The organism is Halobellus salinus, assembly GCF_014646875.1.
In the GTDB taxonomy this organism is placed as follows: domain Archaea; phylum Halobacteriota; class Halobacteria; order Halobacteriales; family Haloferacaceae; genus Haloquadratum; species Haloquadratum salinum.
The window spans coordinates 289,022-305,509 of sequence record NZ_BMOC01000001.1 but is presented as its reverse complement, the minus strand read 5'-3'; the positions used below and the strand labels follow the sequence as shown (position 1 = coordinate 305,509).

The window sequence follows — 16,488 nt, the reverse complement described above, 5'->3', positions numbered from 1 at the left end:
GGCGACGTGTGCGGGTGCCTCGAAACCGCCACGCGGGTGTGTGCGGGTGCCGACCCGCTACTCCCACCACGCGCTCCGGCGCTCCTCGTAGGAGGCGTCGCGGAACGGCGGGGGCTTTTCATGGTCGGGTTCGGCACCGAACCCGAACGCCAGCCAGTAGCCGACGTGCCACCCGACCGCGTCGGTGTCGAGGTCGACGAGCGAGATCCGGAACGTTGAGTAGGTCTCGACCGCGCCGTCGCCGTCGGGATCCCACCCCGTGGTGGCGCCACACGAGGCCGCTCCCGACCCACACGGCGAGGTTTCGACCGGTCGTACGACGATCTCCGCGTCGTCAGGGTCGTCGACGAGCGCGAACGTGAGGTTCGTGGGCACCCCCGGCGGGTCGTCCTCGTAGTACTCCAGCGCCCGCCGGACTTGCTCGCGGAACCCCTCGGGATCGCTCGCGCTCCCGCTGTCGACGTAGACGGCGAAGTCGGGGTCGTCCCACGCGAAATCGCGTTCGGTCGCGTTCGGCAGTGGTTCGGTGTTGAGTACCATCCGGCTGCCCATCACGTCGGCCGGGGCGTCGTTGTGCGTGAGTCCCAGGGTGTGGCCGAGTTCGTGCTTGATCACGGTTATCGTGGAACTGTCGGAGAACCCAGTCCGGATCGACACCGTCTCCGGTCGGTCGATCTGCCGGCTGTCGGTAACGAGCGGCGCACACCCCGCGGCGTCGCTCGCGCCGTCACACTCGGGGACGACGTCGACGAACTCGATCACGAAGTCCGGCTCGGCGGCGTCGGGGCGGACCTCGTAGTCGATGGCGTACCCCGCGAACCGCTCGGACTCGGCCGCCCAAAACGCCGCGGCCTCGCGAACCAGCGACGTCCACTCCCGGTCGGTCCCCGACGGACCGTCGACCGCGACGACCACCGGCTCCGACCCCCACGGGCTCTGCCGGTCCCCGGTTGCGGTGGGCGTCGGCGTCGACGTTCCGGGCGTCGCAGCCTCCGTTGTTCCCGGCTCGGTGGTCGGTGCGTCGCCGCCGGTCGTCCCGGGTGCCGGCTCCGTTTCCGGCGCGTCGAAGGCGGGGCCGACGCACCCCGCGAGGACGATTAGGGCGGCGAGCGCCACCGCGGCGGCGGCCGGCGGTGATCGGCTCGGCATACGAGGCCGGAGGTCGGAGACGGACAAGAAGGTTCGGACCCCGACCGACTCGGGCGGGCAGCGCTGCCGCTCGCGACGTGAGCGGCTGAGAGGAGTAAGCCCCCTTCTGTTCGGCTCGGCATTCGGCTGAGCAGCCGCGCCCTGTCCGGACTACCTTTGCGGCGCGGCCTTGCACCGGCGAGGATTCGCCGTTCCATCCGTTCTCGGCCGTCGGCGACCGGGCGAGTCGCCCGGTCGCATTCCGCGGCCGCGTTGCGGCCGCGCGGCCCTCGACGGGTTCGCTTCCTTCCCTCACGGGTCGGGTCGCGTGCGTTCGGGTCACCCCGCTCGCACCGGGCGGCGGTCGCCGCCCGCGCCTCATCGGTCGGGCCGAGGGGTTTCGTTTCTGTTCCAGAGCCAGCCGTCTCCGACTCCCGGCTTGCGCCGGGTCGCCTGTCCGGACGGTGGGGGGACTTTCCTCATCGGTCCGAGGGGACCGACGGGAGCCGAGCTCTCTCTGCCGGTCCGGTGGTGGTGAGACAGGTTGATAAGGCTTCGGTCGTCGCTCCGACGCGGCCACCTACTGCCGATTGCGTGGCCCGTACCCGACGTACGCCACCGCTACCGCCGGCTGACCGTATTTGTCCCGAACCCATCGTTACGGCCGTCTACCCCCCGAAATGGAAGGGAAGCGTTCAAGTCGTGTGAGCGTTTGACTACGTGTATGTCCGAGGCCCAGACCGTTCGTCTCACTTACAACGATGGGGCGAGGGCGGTCGAGCTAGCGCGCGAGTCGGTCGAATCGTACGTGTTACACGGCCAACGCGAACAGCCCGGCAGTATGCGGGACGCCTTCTACGCCCGCACCGGGGCGTTCGTCCGGATCCGATCCACGCGCGGACGCGGACGCCTCCGCGGATGCGCCGGCGCCTACCGCGGCAACGACCAGCTAGGCCACGCCGTCGTCGACGCCGCGATCCAGGCCGCCTCCGGCGACTCCTGCGGCTCCGAGATCGAACAGCCCGAGCTCTCGAACCTCACCGTATCGGTCTGTGTCGTCTGTGACTACGACGAGACCGACGCCCCGCTCAACGACGTCGAGTTGGGGAAACACGGCGTCGTGATCGACACCGACAGCAGCCACGGGTGGCTCTACCCCACGATCCCGATCGAAAACGGGTGGAACGAACAGCAGTTTCTCACCCACGCCTCCCGGAAGGCCGGGCTCTCGCCGCTGGCGTGGGAAGACGACGACACGACTGTCACGCTGTTTGACGGCCAGGTCTTCCGGGAGCGCGCCGACGGCGGCAGCGTCGAAGAGCTGTAGCCCGACCCCGCTTTCTCCCCGACTCACGCGACGCCTCAACCGGTACCGACACCGTTCCTACTCGACTCCGTACCCGCACAGCTCCGCGTCGCGGGCGGCGCGTTCGGCCGCCGCGTCGACCCCGAGGTCGAACCCGTCGACGACCTCGCCGCCCCGAAGCAGCGGCCGGAGCAGCGCTTCGCCGTTGTCGGGGCCCGCCTCGCTTGCGAGCCCGACGCGGTGGTCGCCGTCGGGCGTCCGGTAGACTTGCTTTCTGCCGGGGAGTTTCCCGCGCTTTGCTATCGGCTCGCCATCGATCTCGACGATATCGAGCGCGAAATCAATCGGGTCGGCGTTGGAGACGTAGCCACCGACCCCGAACCCGTCGGCGACGTCCCGGAGATCCCGAAGGTCCGACGGTCCGAGCCCGCCCGAGACGAAGATGTCGACGTCCTCCCGGCCGTGGGCGTCGAGCGTCCACCGGACCTCCCGGATGATGTGCCGGAAGTCGCCGCGCCGGGAGCCGGTGGTGTCGAGCCGGACGCTGTCGAGACGGTCGCCGAGTTCTGCCGCGGCCCGGCGCGCCTCGTCGGCCTCGTCGTCGAAGGTGTCACACAGCGCCACCCGCGGGACCGTTTCGCCGACTGCCTCGTCGAACGCCCGCCACGCCGCCTCCTGGTTACCGCGGCCGAAACAGAGCACCAGGGCGTGGGGCATCGTCCCGCCGGCCTCGCGACCGAGGACTTCACCGCCGGCCATGTGGGAGAAGCCGTCGAGCCCAGCGACGAGCGCGCCGCGTTCCACCACCGCCGCGATCGAGGGGTGGACGTGCCGGGCACCGAACGACAGCACCAGCGAGTCGGGCGCCGCCCGCCGCACGTCGAGCGCGGCGGTCGCGATGCCGGAGGCGTGAGAGAGAAACCCCAGAAGCGACGTTTCGAGCCGGGCGAACTCGAGGTAGTCGCCCTCGATCCGCAGCACGGGGCCGCCGTCGAACAGCCGTCCCGGGGGAATCGCGTCGACAGCGATGTCCCGGTCGGAAAGCAACGCCGCGGCGTCGCGGACTCCCGACAGCAACTCGTGGCTCCCGTCGGGGAACTGGTCGGCGGTCACCTCCGCGACCACCCTGGGGTTCCGCCCCGCGTGACGGAGCGTCGTCTCCGTCCGGTCGAAGTAGGCGTCGGTCGCCGCCCCCTCGCGGATGGCGTCGGGACCGACGATATCGAACTCCATACGCCCGCGTTCGCGGGGTAGATTGAAAAACGCACTCGTTCGCTGGAGAGATCCGAAAACGAATCGTCTTCAACCGCGCGCCCTGGTGTCGCCGGTGTTACGGGCCGACAGCGTCGTCGCCGCGGCCTGGGCGATCAGGACCGCCGCGGCCGGATGTCGTCGAGGTCGCCGGCTGTCGGACCGTTCACGATCGTCACCCGCGTTCCCGACCGGGTGACTCTGAAGGCGTCCGCGAACTCGCCGGTGGGGATCACGTAGGTGTTCTCGGCCCGCTGTTCGGCGTCTTGGGTGTCGAGGATCGCGCGGTAGGCCCGGCGGAACTCGCGGGCGTCCGCCTCGGTGTCCCACTCGGTCACCCACACGTAGCCGTACTCCGCGTTCGACCCGCTGCCCTGCTGGTAGGGGTACAGCCGGTCGTTACCCCACCCTGCGGAGGGTTCGGCGTCGTAGTTGTAGGTGTCGTACGGCCCCTCGGTGTCGCTCAGCGACCGTGGGTCGATGGTGTCGGCGCCGGTGGTTCGGGCTTGGTACCAGAACATCACGTACATCGACGCCTCGCCGACGGTGTCGGAGCCGCCCTCTCCCTGCTCGGGAAACGTCTCCCACCCGTTTTCGGCGCGGTCGCGGTACTCGATCGGAACGGGGTCGTCGTCGGTGCGGTGGATGACCTGCTCGGTCGACGCCGGCGGCGTCTCGAACTCCTCGTCGACGGTCTCCCACCCACCGCGGTCGACGAGGTCGCTGATGTAGACGGGCCCGTCGGAGTACGGCTGGAAGATGGTCAAGAGGATCCCCAGGTTGGGGCCGCCGCCGCCGCCACCGCCGCCGCCCGCGCTCTCGGGCGTCGCCACACAGTCCCACGCCGCGCCGCACTGTTGGGCGTAACGCCGCTCAACGTAGTTCGCGTCACCCTCGACCAGCCCGTCGACCGCGAGCTGCTCGTCCTGGGTGTCGCCGCCGTATTTCGGCTTCGAGAGGTCGTACTGCTGGTCCTGCAGCGCGTGGACGAGTTCGTGGATCAACGTGGCGTTGTTGATAGTCGGCGATTCTGGGGTACCGGTGATGACCTTGATCTCGTCGTCACCCGGCGCATAAAAGCCCGCGACTGCGGCGCTCCTGGTGTCGCTGATCGCCGATCCGCTGTCCTGGGATTCGCCGGTGACGAACAGCGCCTCCCACACCTGGTCGTTCCACCGCTGGTAGCCGCTTCGCTCACCGGAGCCGCCGGAGCCGCCGGAGCGGTTGCGGTACTCCTCGCGCGAGAGGACCTCGACCGGCACTCGCTTTCGGAACTCCGTTCCGCGGATGTACTCGACGCGGGCCATTGCCCGTGCGACGTACGTCCGGAGTTCCTCGTCGGAGAGGCCGTCGGACTGCTCAACCGAGATCGACTCGTTGTACCAGTAGCCATCCTCCCACCCGAGGACGTCGGTGTCGGGGTCGTTGAAGTCACCGTTCGGAATCGCGGCCGCTTCGCCGCCGCTGCTCGGCGCCGATGCCGTCGGCGGCTCTATCGCAGGGGCGCTACATCCGGCGACAACGAGGAGGGCGGCCACGGCGACGGCGACGAGTCCGCGTCGCTGCGTCATTGTCAGAGTGACGGGCCACACGGGCAAGTAGCTTTCCGCCGCCGGTCGGAGCCACGAGGAGAACTCACTTGTCGATCCGAGTCCGACCGTCGGTTATGAGTCCTGACCCGCTCGATCCAGACCGAACTGCAGTGGTCGTCGTCGACATGCAGAACGGCTTCTGCCACCCGGACGGCAGCCTCTACGCCCCGGGCAGCCAGGCGGCTGCCGACGACGTGGCCGCACTCCTCAAGCGGGCGCGGGCGGCGGGGGCACAGGTCGTCTTCACCCGCGACGTCCACCCGCCGGAGCAGTTCGACGACGCCCACTACTACGACGAGTTCGACCGCTGGGGCGAGCACGTTGTCGAAGGGTCGTGGGAGGCCGAGATCGTCGACGACCTCGCTGTCGAACCGTCGGATCACGTCGTCGAGAAGCACACCTACGACGCGTTCTACGAGACCGAACTCGACGGGTGGCTGTCGGCGCGTGGTGTCGACGAGCTGGTGATCTGCGGGACGCTCGCGAACGTCTGTGTCCTCCACACCGCCGGCAGTGCCGGACTCCGTGACTACCGACCGGTGCTCGTCGAGGACGCGATCGGCGCGATCGAACCCGACCACCGGGAGTACGCTTTAGACCACGCCGAGTGGCTGTTCGGCGAGGTCACGACGCGTGAGGAGCTCGCGTTCGAGTAGGGACCGTTCGGGTTTCGGAGTCGACGCCGTCAGCCCAACCGAATCGGATCGTCGCTGTCGCGGACGGTTACCCTGACTTCGTCGCCGACGGCGAACCTACGGTCGGGACAGACGAGTTTCGCGCCGAACTCCGGATCGAGCGCGGTAAAGAGCGACATCCCGGTTATCCGTTCACCGTTCGCGAGCACGTCGATATCGCGCCACGCCACGTTGCGGCCGGTGGCGTCGCCGACGTGGTGGCCGAGGAAGGTGACGGGCCCGGCGCCGGACTGGTCGGACTCCGGTGTGACCGCTCGCCCCGGCAGCCCGCCGCCGGCGTAGTGTGCGAGTCCGCCGTCGAAGACTATGCTCGTCCCGTCCTCCGCCTCGAACCGTCCGGCGATACCCGCGAATCGCTCGCCCGGTGCCGGGTGCGTCGGGGCATCGAGGACCGCGTACGTGTCACCGGTTTCGGTGACGGTCCCGACACCGTCCCACGCCAGCGGTTCGACATCGACGCCCGCCGTGAGCGGGAGCGACCCGCCCGCACGGAGGAGATTCTGGTCCGGCCGCCGGAACCCCAGGTGGACGTGGTTCCCGACCCACGGGGCGAAAAAGCCCGACCGCACCATCGGCCCGAGGTCGTCGCCGACGGCGACGGTGTCCCCCGGGGAAACGTGCGGTCGAACGTGCAACATCCGTGCAACGATTCCTTCGGTGTCCGGCCACTCCGCTTCGAGCCCCGTCCGGTCGGGATCGACGTCGACCAAGATCAGGAACTCCTCGTCGGCCGCGTAGGGTTTCGGCGGCGCGCGCACGGTCCGTGCCCGTATGACCTCGCCGGCGACGGGCGAAATCCCCCGGTTTCCAGACGGGTAGAGGTCGATCGCACACCCGCGGTCGTGTGCGGGGTACGGCGAGTTATACAGCGAGAACCGGCGGTACTGCCTGATCACCGACGTCGGGAGTCGGACCGTACGCTCGGCTCGGGCTGTCGTGCTCCGCGACTCGTGCCCGCCCGGATCCCCGTCGTGCGGCGTCACACCCGATCACCGACCATACCGACACCGCGAACCCGGGCCGCTTAGAGGCGTCGGCCCGTCGGTGACGGGCGTCTCACTCCGACCCGAACCGCCGCGTTTAGGTCGACCCGTGGCGACCCCAAGATATGTCGACACTCTTCGGTGACGCGCGGCTCGCCGACGGCCGCCGCCGCGACGTCCGGACCGACTCGGGGACGATCGTCGCGGTCGCCGACGTCGTCGACCCCGACCCGGCGGACCGTGTCGTCGACGCGGACGGCCGGCTGCTGCTGCCGGGGGCGATCGACGCGCACGTCCACTTCCGGGAACCCGGTGACGCACACAAAGAGACTTGGATGACCGGCTCGCGGAGCGCCGCGGCTGGGGGAGTCACGACTGTCGTCGACCAACCGAACACCACACCGCCGACGGTCACGGGCGAGGCGTTCGATCGGAAAGCCGAGCTGGCGACCGCCTCCTACGTCGACTACGGGATCAGCGGCGGCGTCACCGGCGAGTGGGACCCGGACTCCCTGTTCGACCGGCCGCTGTTCGCGCTCGGGGAGGTGTTCCTCGCGGACTCGACCGGCGGAATGGGGATCAACACCGACCGGTTTGCGGCGGCGGTCGACCGCGCCGCCGCCGCCGGCGTGACGGTGACCGTTCACGCCGAGGACGCGACCCGATTCGACGAGACCGCCCGCGACCACGACGCGGGGGGTGCCGGTCGCGACGCCGACGCCGCCTACTGGAGCCAGTACCGGCCCGCCGAGGCTGAGGCCGCGGCCGTAGAGCGAGCAGTCGAGATCGGCGCGGCGGCTGGGGCGACGATCCACATCGCCCACACCAGCACGCCCGAGGGCGTTGACGCCGCGGCCGCGGGTGGAGCGACCTGCGAGGCGACACCGCACCACCTGTTTCTCTCCCACAGGGACGCGACGGAGTTGGGCACCTACGGTCGGATGAACCCGCCGCTCCGGAGCGAACCCCGGCGTGAGGCGCTGTGGGACCGACTTGTCGAGGGAACGATCGACATCGTGGCCACAGATCACGCGCCGCACACGGCCGAAGAAAAAGCGACCGACCTCTGGGACGCACCGAGCGGCGTCCCCGGCGTGGAGACGATGCTGCCGCTCCTGCTCGAACGCGCTCGGCGGGGGGAGATCTCGTACGAGCGCGTCCGGGACGTCACGGCCGCGAACGTCGCAAGCGTGTTCGACCTCCCGACGAAAGGGCGGATCGAGACGGGGAACGACGCCGACCTCGTGCTCGCGAATCCGGAGCGGAGTCGGGAGATCCGCGGTGGCGACCTCCACTCGAACTGCGGGTGGACGCCGTTCGAGGGGATGTCCGGCGTCTTCCCGTCGCTGACGATGGTCGGGGGGACGGTCGTCTACGAGGACGGCGAGTTCGTCGGCGACGCGGTCGGGGAGAACGTCCGGGACTGAGCGGGATGGCGGCGCGGTGGTGCAGTCGGCCACGACCCGGTTAGGGGCGAACAGCCGGCACACCGGTGTCCCCGCGCCGACGTGCCGGACAATCGCTGCCCGGCGCGGGGTGCTCCTCAGCGCACACGGGGCGTGGTCCCGGTTTCGGTTATAAACCCCCGTGATGGCGTCCGTCGCGCTGTCCCCGCTCGTGTATCCACAGCCCACATCGTCGAAAGCTATCTACCCACAGCGGGCGCACACATGCTTATGTCCGACCCATTCGTGGTCGTCGGGGGGGACGCCGCCGGCCTCTCGGCCGCGAGTAAATGTCTCCGAACCGACCCCGACCGCGACGTGATCGTCTTCGAGAAGGGCTCGTGGGTCTCGTACGCCCACTGCGGCACGCCGTACTTCGTGAAGGGCGAGATCGAGCATCTCACCGATCTCCTGTCACTGTCGCCCGAGGAGGCGGCTGACCGGGGGATCGACCTCCGGCGCGGCCACGAGGTCGTCGCCGTCGACACCGACGCCCGGACCGTCACCGTCGCTCACGACGGGGAGACGACCGAACAACCGTACGGCGATCTGTTGGTTGCGACCGGCGCGCGTGCCGTCTCGGAGCCGATCGAGGGATCGACGCTTGACGGTGTGTTCACGCTTCACGGGTTGGACCACGCGGCCGACATCCGGTCGTATCTGACTCCTCCTGAAGCGTTCGACGTGGCCGATCTGGGCGGCGGCGACGCCCTTGACGAGGCGACCGCGGCCCGCTACGGCGGGATGGACCCCCCTGGGACTGTTGCGATTGTCGGCGCGGGGTACGTCGGCGTCGAGATGGCCGAGGCGTTCGCCGCGTGGGACCTTGACGTTCATCTGTTCCAACGCTCGGACCGTCCGGTTCCCGGGTTCGGCGACGCGGTCGGCGACGCGGTCACCGACCACCTCCGAGAGTCGGCGGTGGCGCTCCACCTCGGCGAGGAAGTGCGTCGACTCGATGGCGCTGGCGGCCGCGTCGACCGCGTCGTCTGTGCCGGCGGCACGGAACTGCGGGTCGACGCCGTCTTGGTCGGGATCGGGATCCGCCCGAACACCGGCTTCCTGGCGGATACGCCGGTGGCGATCGGCGAGTCGGGGGCGGTCGCCACCGACGAGCACGGCCGGACATCCCTCGAGGATGTCTACGCCGCGGGTGATGTCGCCGAGATGCCCCACACCGTCACCGGCGACCCGACTTGGAACCCGCTCGGACTTCCGGCAAACCGCGCCGGCCGGGCCATCGGTTCGACGGTCGGCGGCGACCCGGAGCCGGTCGGACGTGTCTCCGGTACTGCGATGGTGAAGGTGTTCGACCTGGAGTGCGGCCGAACCGGGCTGCTCGATCACGACCGCGCCCGGGGGGCGGGGTTCGATCCGGTCTCGGAGACGATCACCGCGGGGTCGCGGTCGGGCTACTACCCCGGCGCGGCGGAGACGACGGTCACGCTGACCGCCGACCGCGATTCCGGGCGGCTCCTCGGGGGGAGCATCGTGGGCACGGATCGGGCGGCAGTCCGGATCGACACGGTTGCGACCGCGCTCGGCGGGGAAATGACAGTCGCCGAACTGGAACGCCAGGACCTCGGGTACGCCCCGCCGTTCAGCCCGGTGTGGGACCCGGTGTTGGTCGCCGCGAAAGTCCTGAACGGGTCGCTGGAGTAACACGTCTGGGGGCGTCCGCGCCCCTCCGGCCGCGACAATTATTGCTTCCGAACCCCTATCATACGGTGTGGGCGCACACTCAAACTGTACCCGAACGCCGGAGCTGGAGTAGTTGATGGAACGAACCCGGCGCACTATACTCTACGCGGCCGTGGCGGCACTGGCGGGTCTCGCTGGCTGTTCAGCGGACGATCAGTCGACAACCACGGACGCCGGCAGCAACACCCCGCCGCCGACTGAGACACCCACCACAACCGAGACAGCCACACCGACCGCAGCACCCACCACAACCGAGACAGCCACACCGACCGCAGCACCCACCACAACTGAGACAGCCACACCGACTGCAACGCCTACGGCCACTCCAACCCCCACTGCGGCCCCGCCCGACGAGGTCACCCTACGAATCGACAGCGAGGGGATCAGTGCCTGGGTCGTCGTCAACGACGAGAGTGAGTCGGTCGCACCCACCGACAAGCGGAACCCGACGATGACCTTCGAGGTCGGCACCCAGTACGTGATCGACAACGACGCCCGGAGCGCACACCCCTTCGCGTTACGACGGTCTGACGACACACCGCTGCTCTCACAGTCCGCCGACGGCGAGTTTGAGGACAGCGACGCCGTCGATTGGCGCGACGACGGCGACACGCTCGCGTTCACGATGACCGCTGACCTTGCCGCCGGACTGGACTACTACATCTGTACGGTCCACCCCTCGATGCGTGGCGACGCAACGACGGGGTGACCGCCGGGTTGGCAGACGAACCGCCCGGGTCGGACCACCGCGTCACGACCGCGCTCGATCCGATTCCGACACGGCACGGGCGTTACCACCTCGATCAGCGGACCGTGAGACGAGCGAGGAGCGCCGTCACGACACCTCAGGGGTGACGTCGCACCACAACCGGAGTCGCTGGCTCCGGTCGGGAGCAGGTTCACACCAGTCGGGTGCGTACTGTCCCAGTATGGAGCTTCAGAGCCGATGAATGACGCGGATTATCCCATTGAGACGGTATCGACACCGGACCCATCGGACGGACCGGAGCGGGTCGTTGAGATTCAGCTGGCCGGACTAGCTGACAACGACGACCCGATACACAACGCCGGCATCAAGACGGCGTACAACTTTGCTTCCCCGGCCAACCGCCGGGCGACAGGCCCGCTCTCGCGGTTCGTCGCGATGGTGGAGGGTCGGACGTACGCACCGATGATCGATCACATCGAAGCCACCACGGGGTCGCTGGAACGGACCGACCGCCGGGCGACACAGCCGGTGACGCTGACTGGTCCACGTGGTCGAACGATGACCTACGAGTTCGGCCTCTCGAAACAGCAGCGTGGCCGTTTTGAGGGCTGCTGGTTGACTGACCGAGTCCTCGCCACGCGCCCCGTCGAGTAGTACACACAAACTGATATTTCGTGAACACTGAAGCCGGGCGCCCCGGATACCTCTCGATAAATAGTTAATTGTTATATTCAATAAAAATCCGCACCGAACCGGGAGCGTACACCGTGGTTGAGTGACCCGTGACACTGGTTATACCGGGGTATTCTTCCCTCTGTAGCCCGTAAACCGAAGTATGATCGAAACGGTATCGAGCCGGTGGTTCCGCTGAGTAAAAGTATACAAATACGAACACATTTCGAACAATATCCGTCGCTGTCGCGGTATCGGAACGCGGCGCTGTTCGTGTTGGCTGCCGTACTGTTCGGGTGTTCGTTCGTCGCGATCGAGACGGGGCTCCGAGAGCTCCCGCCGCTGCTCTTCGCGAGCCTTCGGTTCGACATCGCCGCCGTCGTGCTCGGGGGCTACGTCCTCGCTACGCGGCCCCGGTCGACGTGGCTACCGCGGACGCGGGGGGATCTGCTGGGGGTCGGGGTCGCCGGCGTGTTCCTGATCGCGCTGAACAACGCCCTGCTGTTCGTGGGTCAAGGGTCGACCACGCCGGCTATGGCGTCGATGATGTACGGGCTGAACCCGGTGTTGGCGCCGATCATCGCGTGGTGGCTCCTCGGCGATCGGCTGTCTGCCGCCGGCGTGCTCGGCATCGGAGTCGCGCTGACCGGTGTTATCGTCATCCTCCAACCGTCGCCGGCCACGCTCACGAGCGCCGGGACCGTCGGCCAGGGGTTCGTCCTCGGAGCGGCGGCCGCCGTCGCCATCGGGAGCGTACTGCTCAAGCGGGTCCAACCGAAGATGGGGAGTCTCCCGTTGACTGCGTGGGCGGCAGCCGTCGGTGCGACCGTTCTCCACGCGGCGAGTGCTCTCGTCGGGGAACCGCCGACCGCCGTCGTCGGCGTTGGCCTCCCGACGGTCGCGAGTCTGCTCGTGGTTGGGGTCCCGTCGACCGCGGTCGCGTACGCGATCCGGTTCGACCTCATTGACCGGATCGGTCCGGTCCGGACGAACCTCGTGGCGTACGTGGTCCCGATCGTCGCCGCCGTATTCGGGTGGCTGCTGTTCGGAACGGGGGTGTCTCCGGTGACGATCGCCGGGTTTGCCGTCGTGGTCGCGGGGTTCGCGCTGATCGAGCGCGGGGCTCTCCGCCGTGAGATCTGCCGGATCCGGTGTTACGGACGTCGCCGACACGAGACGGATCCGGCGGGCGCGGCCGAGTCGCCGTTTCCGTGCGACGACTGACCGGCTGTGGGGACTTCCGGTCGTTGACCGACAGGCCAGGCGGGAGTTGTCCCGACGCGAGACGGTCGCGCTCGCTTCGTTCGTCGGGTTCTCACGGGCCGGGAGGGAGTTGAACCCCCGACCGTCTGGTTAAAAGCCAGACGCTCTGCCGAACTGAGCTACCGGCCCACACACAACGGTAACTCGCCGGCGGGCATAAGCGTTTAGTCTCGGTGTCCGTCGCGGGCGGCGGTCACTCGTCGGTGAAGTACACCTCGAGCGCGTCGCCGACCAGGTCGCCGGGTGTTCTGTTCTCGACCGAGGCCCGGCGACGGAGTTCCCGGTAGACGTCGAGTGGAAGCGACAGCTTCGGGTGTCCCAGTTCGACCCCGTGTGCCCTGAGCGCGCCGGCCGCGGACGTATCGCCATCGACCTCGCCAGCGATCCGGCGCACCTGCCGCACGGTGAGGTCGGCGTCCACCACCGCCCACGCCAAGTCGTAACGGTCACCACCGGAGACCCGCGCGATGTGTTTCGCCGCCGTCGGGGCGATGTCGCCGCGGGCGACGTGCCGCCGGATCGCCTGTGGGAGGTCGTGGACGCGTGCCCACTTCCGGACGAACGAAACCGACACGTCGCCGCCGGCGCGTTCGACTGCCGTCTTGTACGACCCGACACCGCGAACAAGCGCCGCGCAGGCGGCCGCCCCGCGGAGCATGTACACGTTGTCCGGCCCCCCAACGGTGTTCTCGGCGAACGCCCGGACCGTCTCGGCGGCCTCGGCCACGCTCTCGGGGTCGTCGGGGCTGAACCCGACAGCACGCTCCGCGCGCTGCCCGGTGACTTCCGGGTCCGCGCGAACGACGGGCTCACCGACGGGTTGTTCGCGATCCACCGGGAACCGCCCCGGATCGTCGGTGGCATCGTCGTCTGCCATTCGAATTCAGATAACCGGGCGACGAATAAAAACCTCTCCCAGCCCACGGACCCTCGGCACGGCAGCTATCCCCCGTCGCGAGTCTCGGAGAGGTGCTCCCAGACCTCCGCACACCCCGCGCCGTCCGAGAGGCTGTCGAGGTGGGCGAACTCGTCTGACTCGGCGTCATCGCTCTCCGGCTCTGCGTCCGCGGCGTCGTCGGCCGCCGACTCCTCGGCCTCGGAGTCGTCGTTCGGGTCGGCGTCCATCCTGGTGGTCACCGCGGCTCCGCAGTCGGGCGCTCCCCCTGAACATCCGTCGATCCGTACAGTTCCGGCGCCACGTCCGCCGGGGCGTGCTGCCGCTGTCCGCCCGAGTCCTCGGTGAATGCGTCGTGCGTCGAAGCCGGGTCTGTCATCACAACACCACTGGACCTTGTCTCGTATAAGCGCCGCCTCCGGAGTAAATCGGGCCCCTACTCCCGGATACCGGAACGAACATCCGCCACCTGGGACGGCCTCGAACCGGTGAAACCGCACCACGGCGACCGAACTCGTTCGCGTCGGCGTGTCGTGGACGCCGTCGCGGTTTGTGGACGCCGTCAGAGCCGAGGGGGACCGGCACGTAGCCGGGAATATGACGACCCGACTCCGCGTGCTTGACGACGGCGCGTGGCTCTCTGTGGACGATACACGCCGGGTGAGCGTGAGCGAGCTCTGGCGGCTCGACGCGCCGGGGTTTTGTGAGTGCGACATCGCGGATCTGGTGGTCGAGAACTTCCTGAACGTGGGGGTAGACGGCCGGACGGTCACGGCGCGCGTCTACGGCCAGTGCATCGTCTGCGGCACGAAATCGACGGTCGAGTGGGTGCCTGTCGGTCGGATACTTAATGGGGAGTTCGCTGCTGTCGACCGCGACGGCGTCCTCAGCGTGCGCCCGAACGCCCCCGACGAGCCGGCCGCCGGCGAACCGGAAACAACATCCGGTTAACTGGAGCAGCGGGCAGGGTTGACGCCATACCACCTTCTTTCCAAACGGGGGGCGTGGACACGGTACCGATGCCATCCGACGTGGAAAACTGGAAGTCCGAGGTCTACGGCAACGAGATCCGCGAGCACCTCTTCGAGTTCGCCGAGCAGGGGTACGACTCGATTCCGGAAGACGAACACGACGCGTGGTTCGAGCGGTTCAAATGGTGGGGGCTGTACCACCAGCGGAACGGCCAGGAGGGGTACTTCATGATGCGGATCGGGACGCCGAACGGCGTGCTCGAACCCGGACAGCTCCGGGCCGTCGGCGAGATTGCCGACGAGTACGCCCGCGGCCCCGGCGCCAACCCCATCTTCGGCGAGTCGTACGCCGACTTCACCACGCGGCAGTCGATCCAGCTCCACTGGATCGAGCTCTCCGACGTGCCCGACATCTTCGAGAAACTGGAGGCAAACGGGCTCTCGACCCAGCAGGCCTGCGGCGACTCCTGGCGGAACATCGTTGGCAACCCCGTCGCCGGCAAAGATGGGCAAGAAGTCATCGACGCCTGGCCGGTCATCCGAAGCTTGAACGAGGAGTTCAAGGGCAACGACGACCACTCGAATCTCCCCCGGAAGTGGAAGGTTTCGGTCACCGGCTCGGCGGACGGCTCCGGCCAGGGTGACATCAACGACCTCGCGTTCGAGCCCGCGTACAAGCAGATCGACGGAGACGACGTCGTCGGGTTCAACGTCCGCGTCGGCGGCGGGCTCTCGCGGAACGAACCCCGGCTCGCACGCGACATCGACGTGTGGGTTCACCCCGACAACGTCGCCGAGGTCGCCGGTGGGCTCTCGGCGCTGTTCCGCGACAACGGCGACCGCGAGGACCGGTACAACGCCCGGATCAAGTTCCTCGTCGACGAATGGGGCGCCGACGCGGTCCGCGAGACCCTCCAAGACGAGTACGTCGACTTCGAGCTCCACACTGCGGGCCGGGATGTTCGCGACGAGTACACCTACAACACCGGCGGTGGCGAGCGCAACGATCTCGTGGGCGTCCACGACCAGAAGGACGGCACAAACTTCGTCGGGCTGAACGTCCTGGTCGGCCGGATGGGCGCCGACGACGTGCTCGAACTCGCCGACCTTGCCGAGGAATACGGCTCCGGCGAGGTCCGGCTGTCCCAGCGCCAGAATGTCATCGTGACCGACGTGCCGGACTCCGAACTCGACGACTTCCTCGCGGAGCCGCTACTCGAGCACTACTCGCCCGCCCCCTCGCCGTTCATGCGCGGGTCGGTCGCGTGTACCGGCACCGAGTTCTGTTCGCTTTCGATCGTCGAGACCAAGAACCGCCAGGTCCGGTACGCCCGGTGGCTGAAGCAGCACGTTGATCTCCCAGAAAACGTCGACGAGTTTCACATCCACCTCTCCGGGTGTACGGCGTCGTGTGCGCAGCCGCAGATCGCCGACGTGAGCCTCCGCGGTATGAAGACCCGGAAGAACGGCGAGGCGGTCGAGGCGCTCGACGTCGGGCTCGGCGGCGGACTCGGTGACGAGCCACAGTTCGCGCGGTGGGTCACTCAACGCGTCCCGGTTGACGAAGTGCCCGGCGCGATCGCGAACCTGATCGAGGGGTTCGCCGACCGACGCGCCGAAGGCGAGGGCTTCCGTGAGTTCGTTGCTCGCCACGACGACGAGGAACTCGGTGACCTCGTCGAACCCGAAGAGACCGACTACGAGGACCCGATGATGCACAACACCAAGATGACGTGGTACCCCTACGCCGCCGACGACGGGCTGGACGCTAGCCCGCCCGCGCCCGCCGACGACTGATACTGTCGGCTATAACTACGTGAAGATTTTCGACACCCCGGGGTGTCGAAATACGTCACGCGACTATAGCCGACAGTATG

General features: G+C 68.3%; 16 protein-coding genes, 1 tRNA gene and 1 other RNA gene. 9 read left to right on the top strand and 9 right to left on the bottom strand.

Features of this window, described 5'->3' with window-relative positions; all coding sequences use genetic code 11:
• Positions 1-57 precede the first annotated feature (57 nt).
• Together IEX72_RS01525 and rnpB are read right to left on the bottom strand one after the other, a co-directional pair.
• Positions 58-1,149, bottom strand: a complete 1,092-nt coding sequence (locus tag IEX72_RS01525) for a zinc metalloprotease (protein ID WP_188785611.1) — start codon at positions 1,147-1,149, stop codon at positions 58-60.
• Positions 1,150-1,232: 83 nt separating this feature from the next.
• Positions 1,233-1,650, bottom strand: an RNA gene (gene rnpB, locus IEX72_RS01520) — RNase P RNA component.
• A gap of 202 nt (positions 1,651-1,852) precedes the next feature.
• Here rnpB and IEX72_RS01515 point away from each other — a divergent pair.
• Entirely contained in the window at positions 1,853-2,455 is a 603-nt protein-coding gene (locus IEX72_RS01515; RefSeq protein WP_188785610.1) for a TIGR00296 family protein, read from the top strand.
• A gap of 57 nt (positions 2,456-2,512) precedes the next feature.
• On the opposite strand, the gene IEX72_RS01510 is transcribed toward IEX72_RS01515, so the two are convergent.
• The gene (locus tag IEX72_RS01510; protein WP_188785609.1) at positions 2,513-3,667 is read right to left on the bottom strand and encodes a nicotinate phosphoribosyltransferase; all 1,155 of its coding nucleotides are present in this window, start codon (positions 3,665-3,667) and stop codon (positions 2,513-2,515) included.
• Between the two features lie 134 nt (positions 3,668-3,801).
• Positions 3,802-5,256, bottom strand: a complete 1,455-nt coding sequence (locus tag IEX72_RS01505) for an Hvo_1808 family surface protein (RefSeq protein ID WP_188785608.1) — start codon at positions 5,254-5,256, stop codon at positions 3,802-3,804.
• A gap of 95 nt (positions 5,257-5,351) precedes the next feature.
• On the opposite strand from IEX72_RS01505, the gene IEX72_RS01500 reads away from it, so the two are divergent.
• A complete protein-coding gene (locus IEX72_RS01500; protein WP_188785607.1) occupies positions 5,352-5,933 on the top strand; it encodes a cysteine hydrolase family protein in 582 nt (193 codons plus the stop codon).
• A 29-nt stretch (positions 5,934-5,962) separates the two neighbouring features.
• On the opposite strand, the gene IEX72_RS01495 is transcribed toward IEX72_RS01500, so the two are convergent.
• Positions 5,963-6,955 (bottom strand): hypothetical protein, encoded by a 993-nt coding sequence (locus IEX72_RS01495; protein ID WP_394354586.1) that lies wholly within the window; start codon positions 6,953-6,955, stop codon positions 5,963-5,965.
• A gap of 125 nt (positions 6,956-7,080) precedes the next feature.
• Between IEX72_RS01495 and IEX72_RS01490 the strand changes: the two genes are divergently transcribed.
• From IEX72_RS01490 to IEX72_RS01470, 5 genes are all read left to right on the top strand, one after another.
• A complete protein-coding gene (locus tag IEX72_RS01490) occupies positions 7,081-8,382 on the top strand; it encodes a dihydroorotase (protein WP_188785606.1) in 1,302 nt (433 codons plus the stop codon).
• Between the two features lie 249 nt (positions 8,383-8,631).
• Positions 8,632-10,062 (top strand): FAD-dependent oxidoreductase, encoded by a 1,431-nt coding sequence (locus IEX72_RS01485; RefSeq protein ID WP_188785605.1) that lies wholly within the window; start codon positions 8,632-8,634, stop codon positions 10,060-10,062.
• A 115-nt stretch (positions 10,063-10,177) separates the two neighbouring features.
• A complete protein-coding gene (locus IEX72_RS01480; RefSeq protein WP_188785604.1) occupies positions 10,178-10,810 on the top strand; it encodes a cupredoxin domain-containing protein in 633 nt (210 codons plus the stop codon).
• Between the two features lie 237 nt (positions 10,811-11,047).
• On the top strand, positions 11,048-11,464 hold the full coding sequence (locus IEX72_RS01475) for a DUF4864 domain-containing protein (RefSeq protein ID WP_188785603.1): 417 nt from the start codon (positions 11,048-11,050) through the stop codon (positions 11,462-11,464).
• 291 nt (positions 11,465-11,755) lie between these two features.
• Positions 11,756-12,706: a DMT family transporter gene (locus IEX72_RS01470; RefSeq protein ID WP_229663697.1), complete on the top strand. Its 951-nt coding sequence runs from the start codon at positions 11,756-11,758 to the stop codon at positions 12,704-12,706.
• Between the two features lie 94 nt (positions 12,707-12,800).
• Here the strand turns inward: IEX72_RS01470 and IEX72_RS01465 are convergent.
• The 4 genes from IEX72_RS01465 to IEX72_RS01450 form a co-directional block, all read right to left on the bottom strand.
• Positions 12,801-12,874, bottom strand: a tRNA-Lys gene (locus tag IEX72_RS01465).
• A gap of 64 nt (positions 12,875-12,938) precedes the next feature.
• Positions 12,939-13,622 (bottom strand): DUF7119 family protein, encoded by a 684-nt coding sequence (locus tag IEX72_RS01460; RefSeq protein WP_188785602.1) that lies wholly within the window; start codon positions 13,620-13,622, stop codon positions 12,939-12,941.
• 65 nt (positions 13,623-13,687) lie between these two features.
• Positions 13,688-13,870, bottom strand: coding sequence for a hypothetical protein (locus IEX72_RS01455; RefSeq protein WP_188785601.1), 183 nt, complete (start codon positions 13,868-13,870; stop codon positions 13,688-13,690).
• A gap of 8 nt (positions 13,871-13,878) precedes the next feature.
• Positions 13,879-14,019 carry a hypothetical protein gene (locus IEX72_RS01450; RefSeq protein WP_188785600.1) on the bottom strand — a complete coding sequence of 47 codons (141 nt, stop codon included), beginning with the start codon at positions 14,017-14,019 and terminating at the stop codon, positions 13,879-13,881.
• A gap of 218 nt (positions 14,020-14,237) precedes the next feature.
• Between IEX72_RS01450 and IEX72_RS01445 the strand changes: the two genes are divergently transcribed.
• Positions 14,238-14,591 carry a hypothetical protein gene (locus IEX72_RS01445; RefSeq protein WP_188785599.1) on the top strand — a complete coding sequence of 118 codons (354 nt, stop codon included), beginning with the start codon at positions 14,238-14,240 and terminating at the stop codon, positions 14,589-14,591.
• A 68-nt stretch (positions 14,592-14,659) separates the two neighbouring features.
• Positions 14,660-16,408 (top strand): nitrite/sulfite reductase, encoded by a 1,749-nt coding sequence (locus IEX72_RS01440; protein ID WP_188785598.1) that lies wholly within the window; start codon positions 14,660-14,662, stop codon positions 16,406-16,408.
• Positions 16,409-16,488: the final 80 nt, after the last annotated feature.

What these genes read in the sequence shown, in the direction of transcription:
- IEX72_RS01525 (WP_188785611.1), bottom strand. Translation starts at nt 1,149, where the DNA reads ATGCCGAGCCGATCACCGCCGGCCGCCGCCGCGGTGGCGCTCGCCGCC.
- IEX72_RS01515 (WP_188785610.1), top strand. Translation starts at nt 1,853, where the DNA reads ATGTCCGAGGCCCAGACCGTTCGTCTCACTTACAACGATGGGGCGAGG.
- IEX72_RS01510 (WP_188785609.1), bottom strand. Translation starts at nt 3,667, where the DNA reads ATGGAGTTCGATATCGTCGGTCCCGACGCCATCCGCGAGGGGGCGGCG.
- IEX72_RS01505 (WP_188785608.1), bottom strand. Translation starts at nt 5,256, where the DNA reads ATGACGCAGCGACGCGGACTCGTCGCCGTCGCCGTGGCCGCCCTCCTC.
- IEX72_RS01500 (WP_188785607.1), top strand. Translation starts at nt 5,352, where the DNA reads ATGAGTCCTGACCCGCTCGATCCAGACCGAACTGCAGTGGTCGTCGTC.
- IEX72_RS01490 (WP_188785606.1), top strand. Translation starts at nt 7,081, where the DNA reads ATGTCGACACTCTTCGGTGACGCGCGGCTCGCCGACGGCCGCCGCCGC.
- IEX72_RS01485 (WP_188785605.1), top strand. Translation starts at nt 8,632, where the DNA reads ATGTCCGACCCATTCGTGGTCGTCGGGGGGGACGCCGCCGGCCTCTCG.
- IEX72_RS01480 (WP_188785604.1), top strand. Translation starts at nt 10,178, where the DNA reads ATGGAACGAACCCGGCGCACTATACTCTACGCGGCCGTGGCGGCACTG.
- IEX72_RS01475 (WP_188785603.1), top strand. Translation starts at nt 11,048, where the DNA reads ATGAATGACGCGGATTATCCCATTGAGACGGTATCGACACCGGACCCA.
- IEX72_RS01460 (WP_188785602.1), bottom strand. Translation starts at nt 13,622, where the DNA reads ATGGCAGACGACGATGCCACCGACGATCCGGGGCGGTTCCCGGTGGAT.
- IEX72_RS01455 (WP_188785601.1), bottom strand. Translation starts at nt 13,870, where the DNA reads ATGGACGCCGACCCGAACGACGACTCCGAGGCCGAGGAGTCGGCGGCC.
- IEX72_RS01450 (WP_188785600.1), bottom strand. Translation starts at nt 14,019, where the DNA reads ATGACAGACCCGGCTTCGACGCACGACGCATTCACCGAGGACTCGGGC.
- IEX72_RS01445 (WP_188785599.1), top strand. Translation starts at nt 14,238, where the DNA reads ATGACGACCCGACTCCGCGTGCTTGACGACGGCGCGTGGCTCTCTGTG.
- IEX72_RS01440 (WP_188785598.1), top strand. Translation starts at nt 14,660, where the DNA reads ATGCCATCCGACGTGGAAAACTGGAAGTCCGAGGTCTACGGCAACGAG.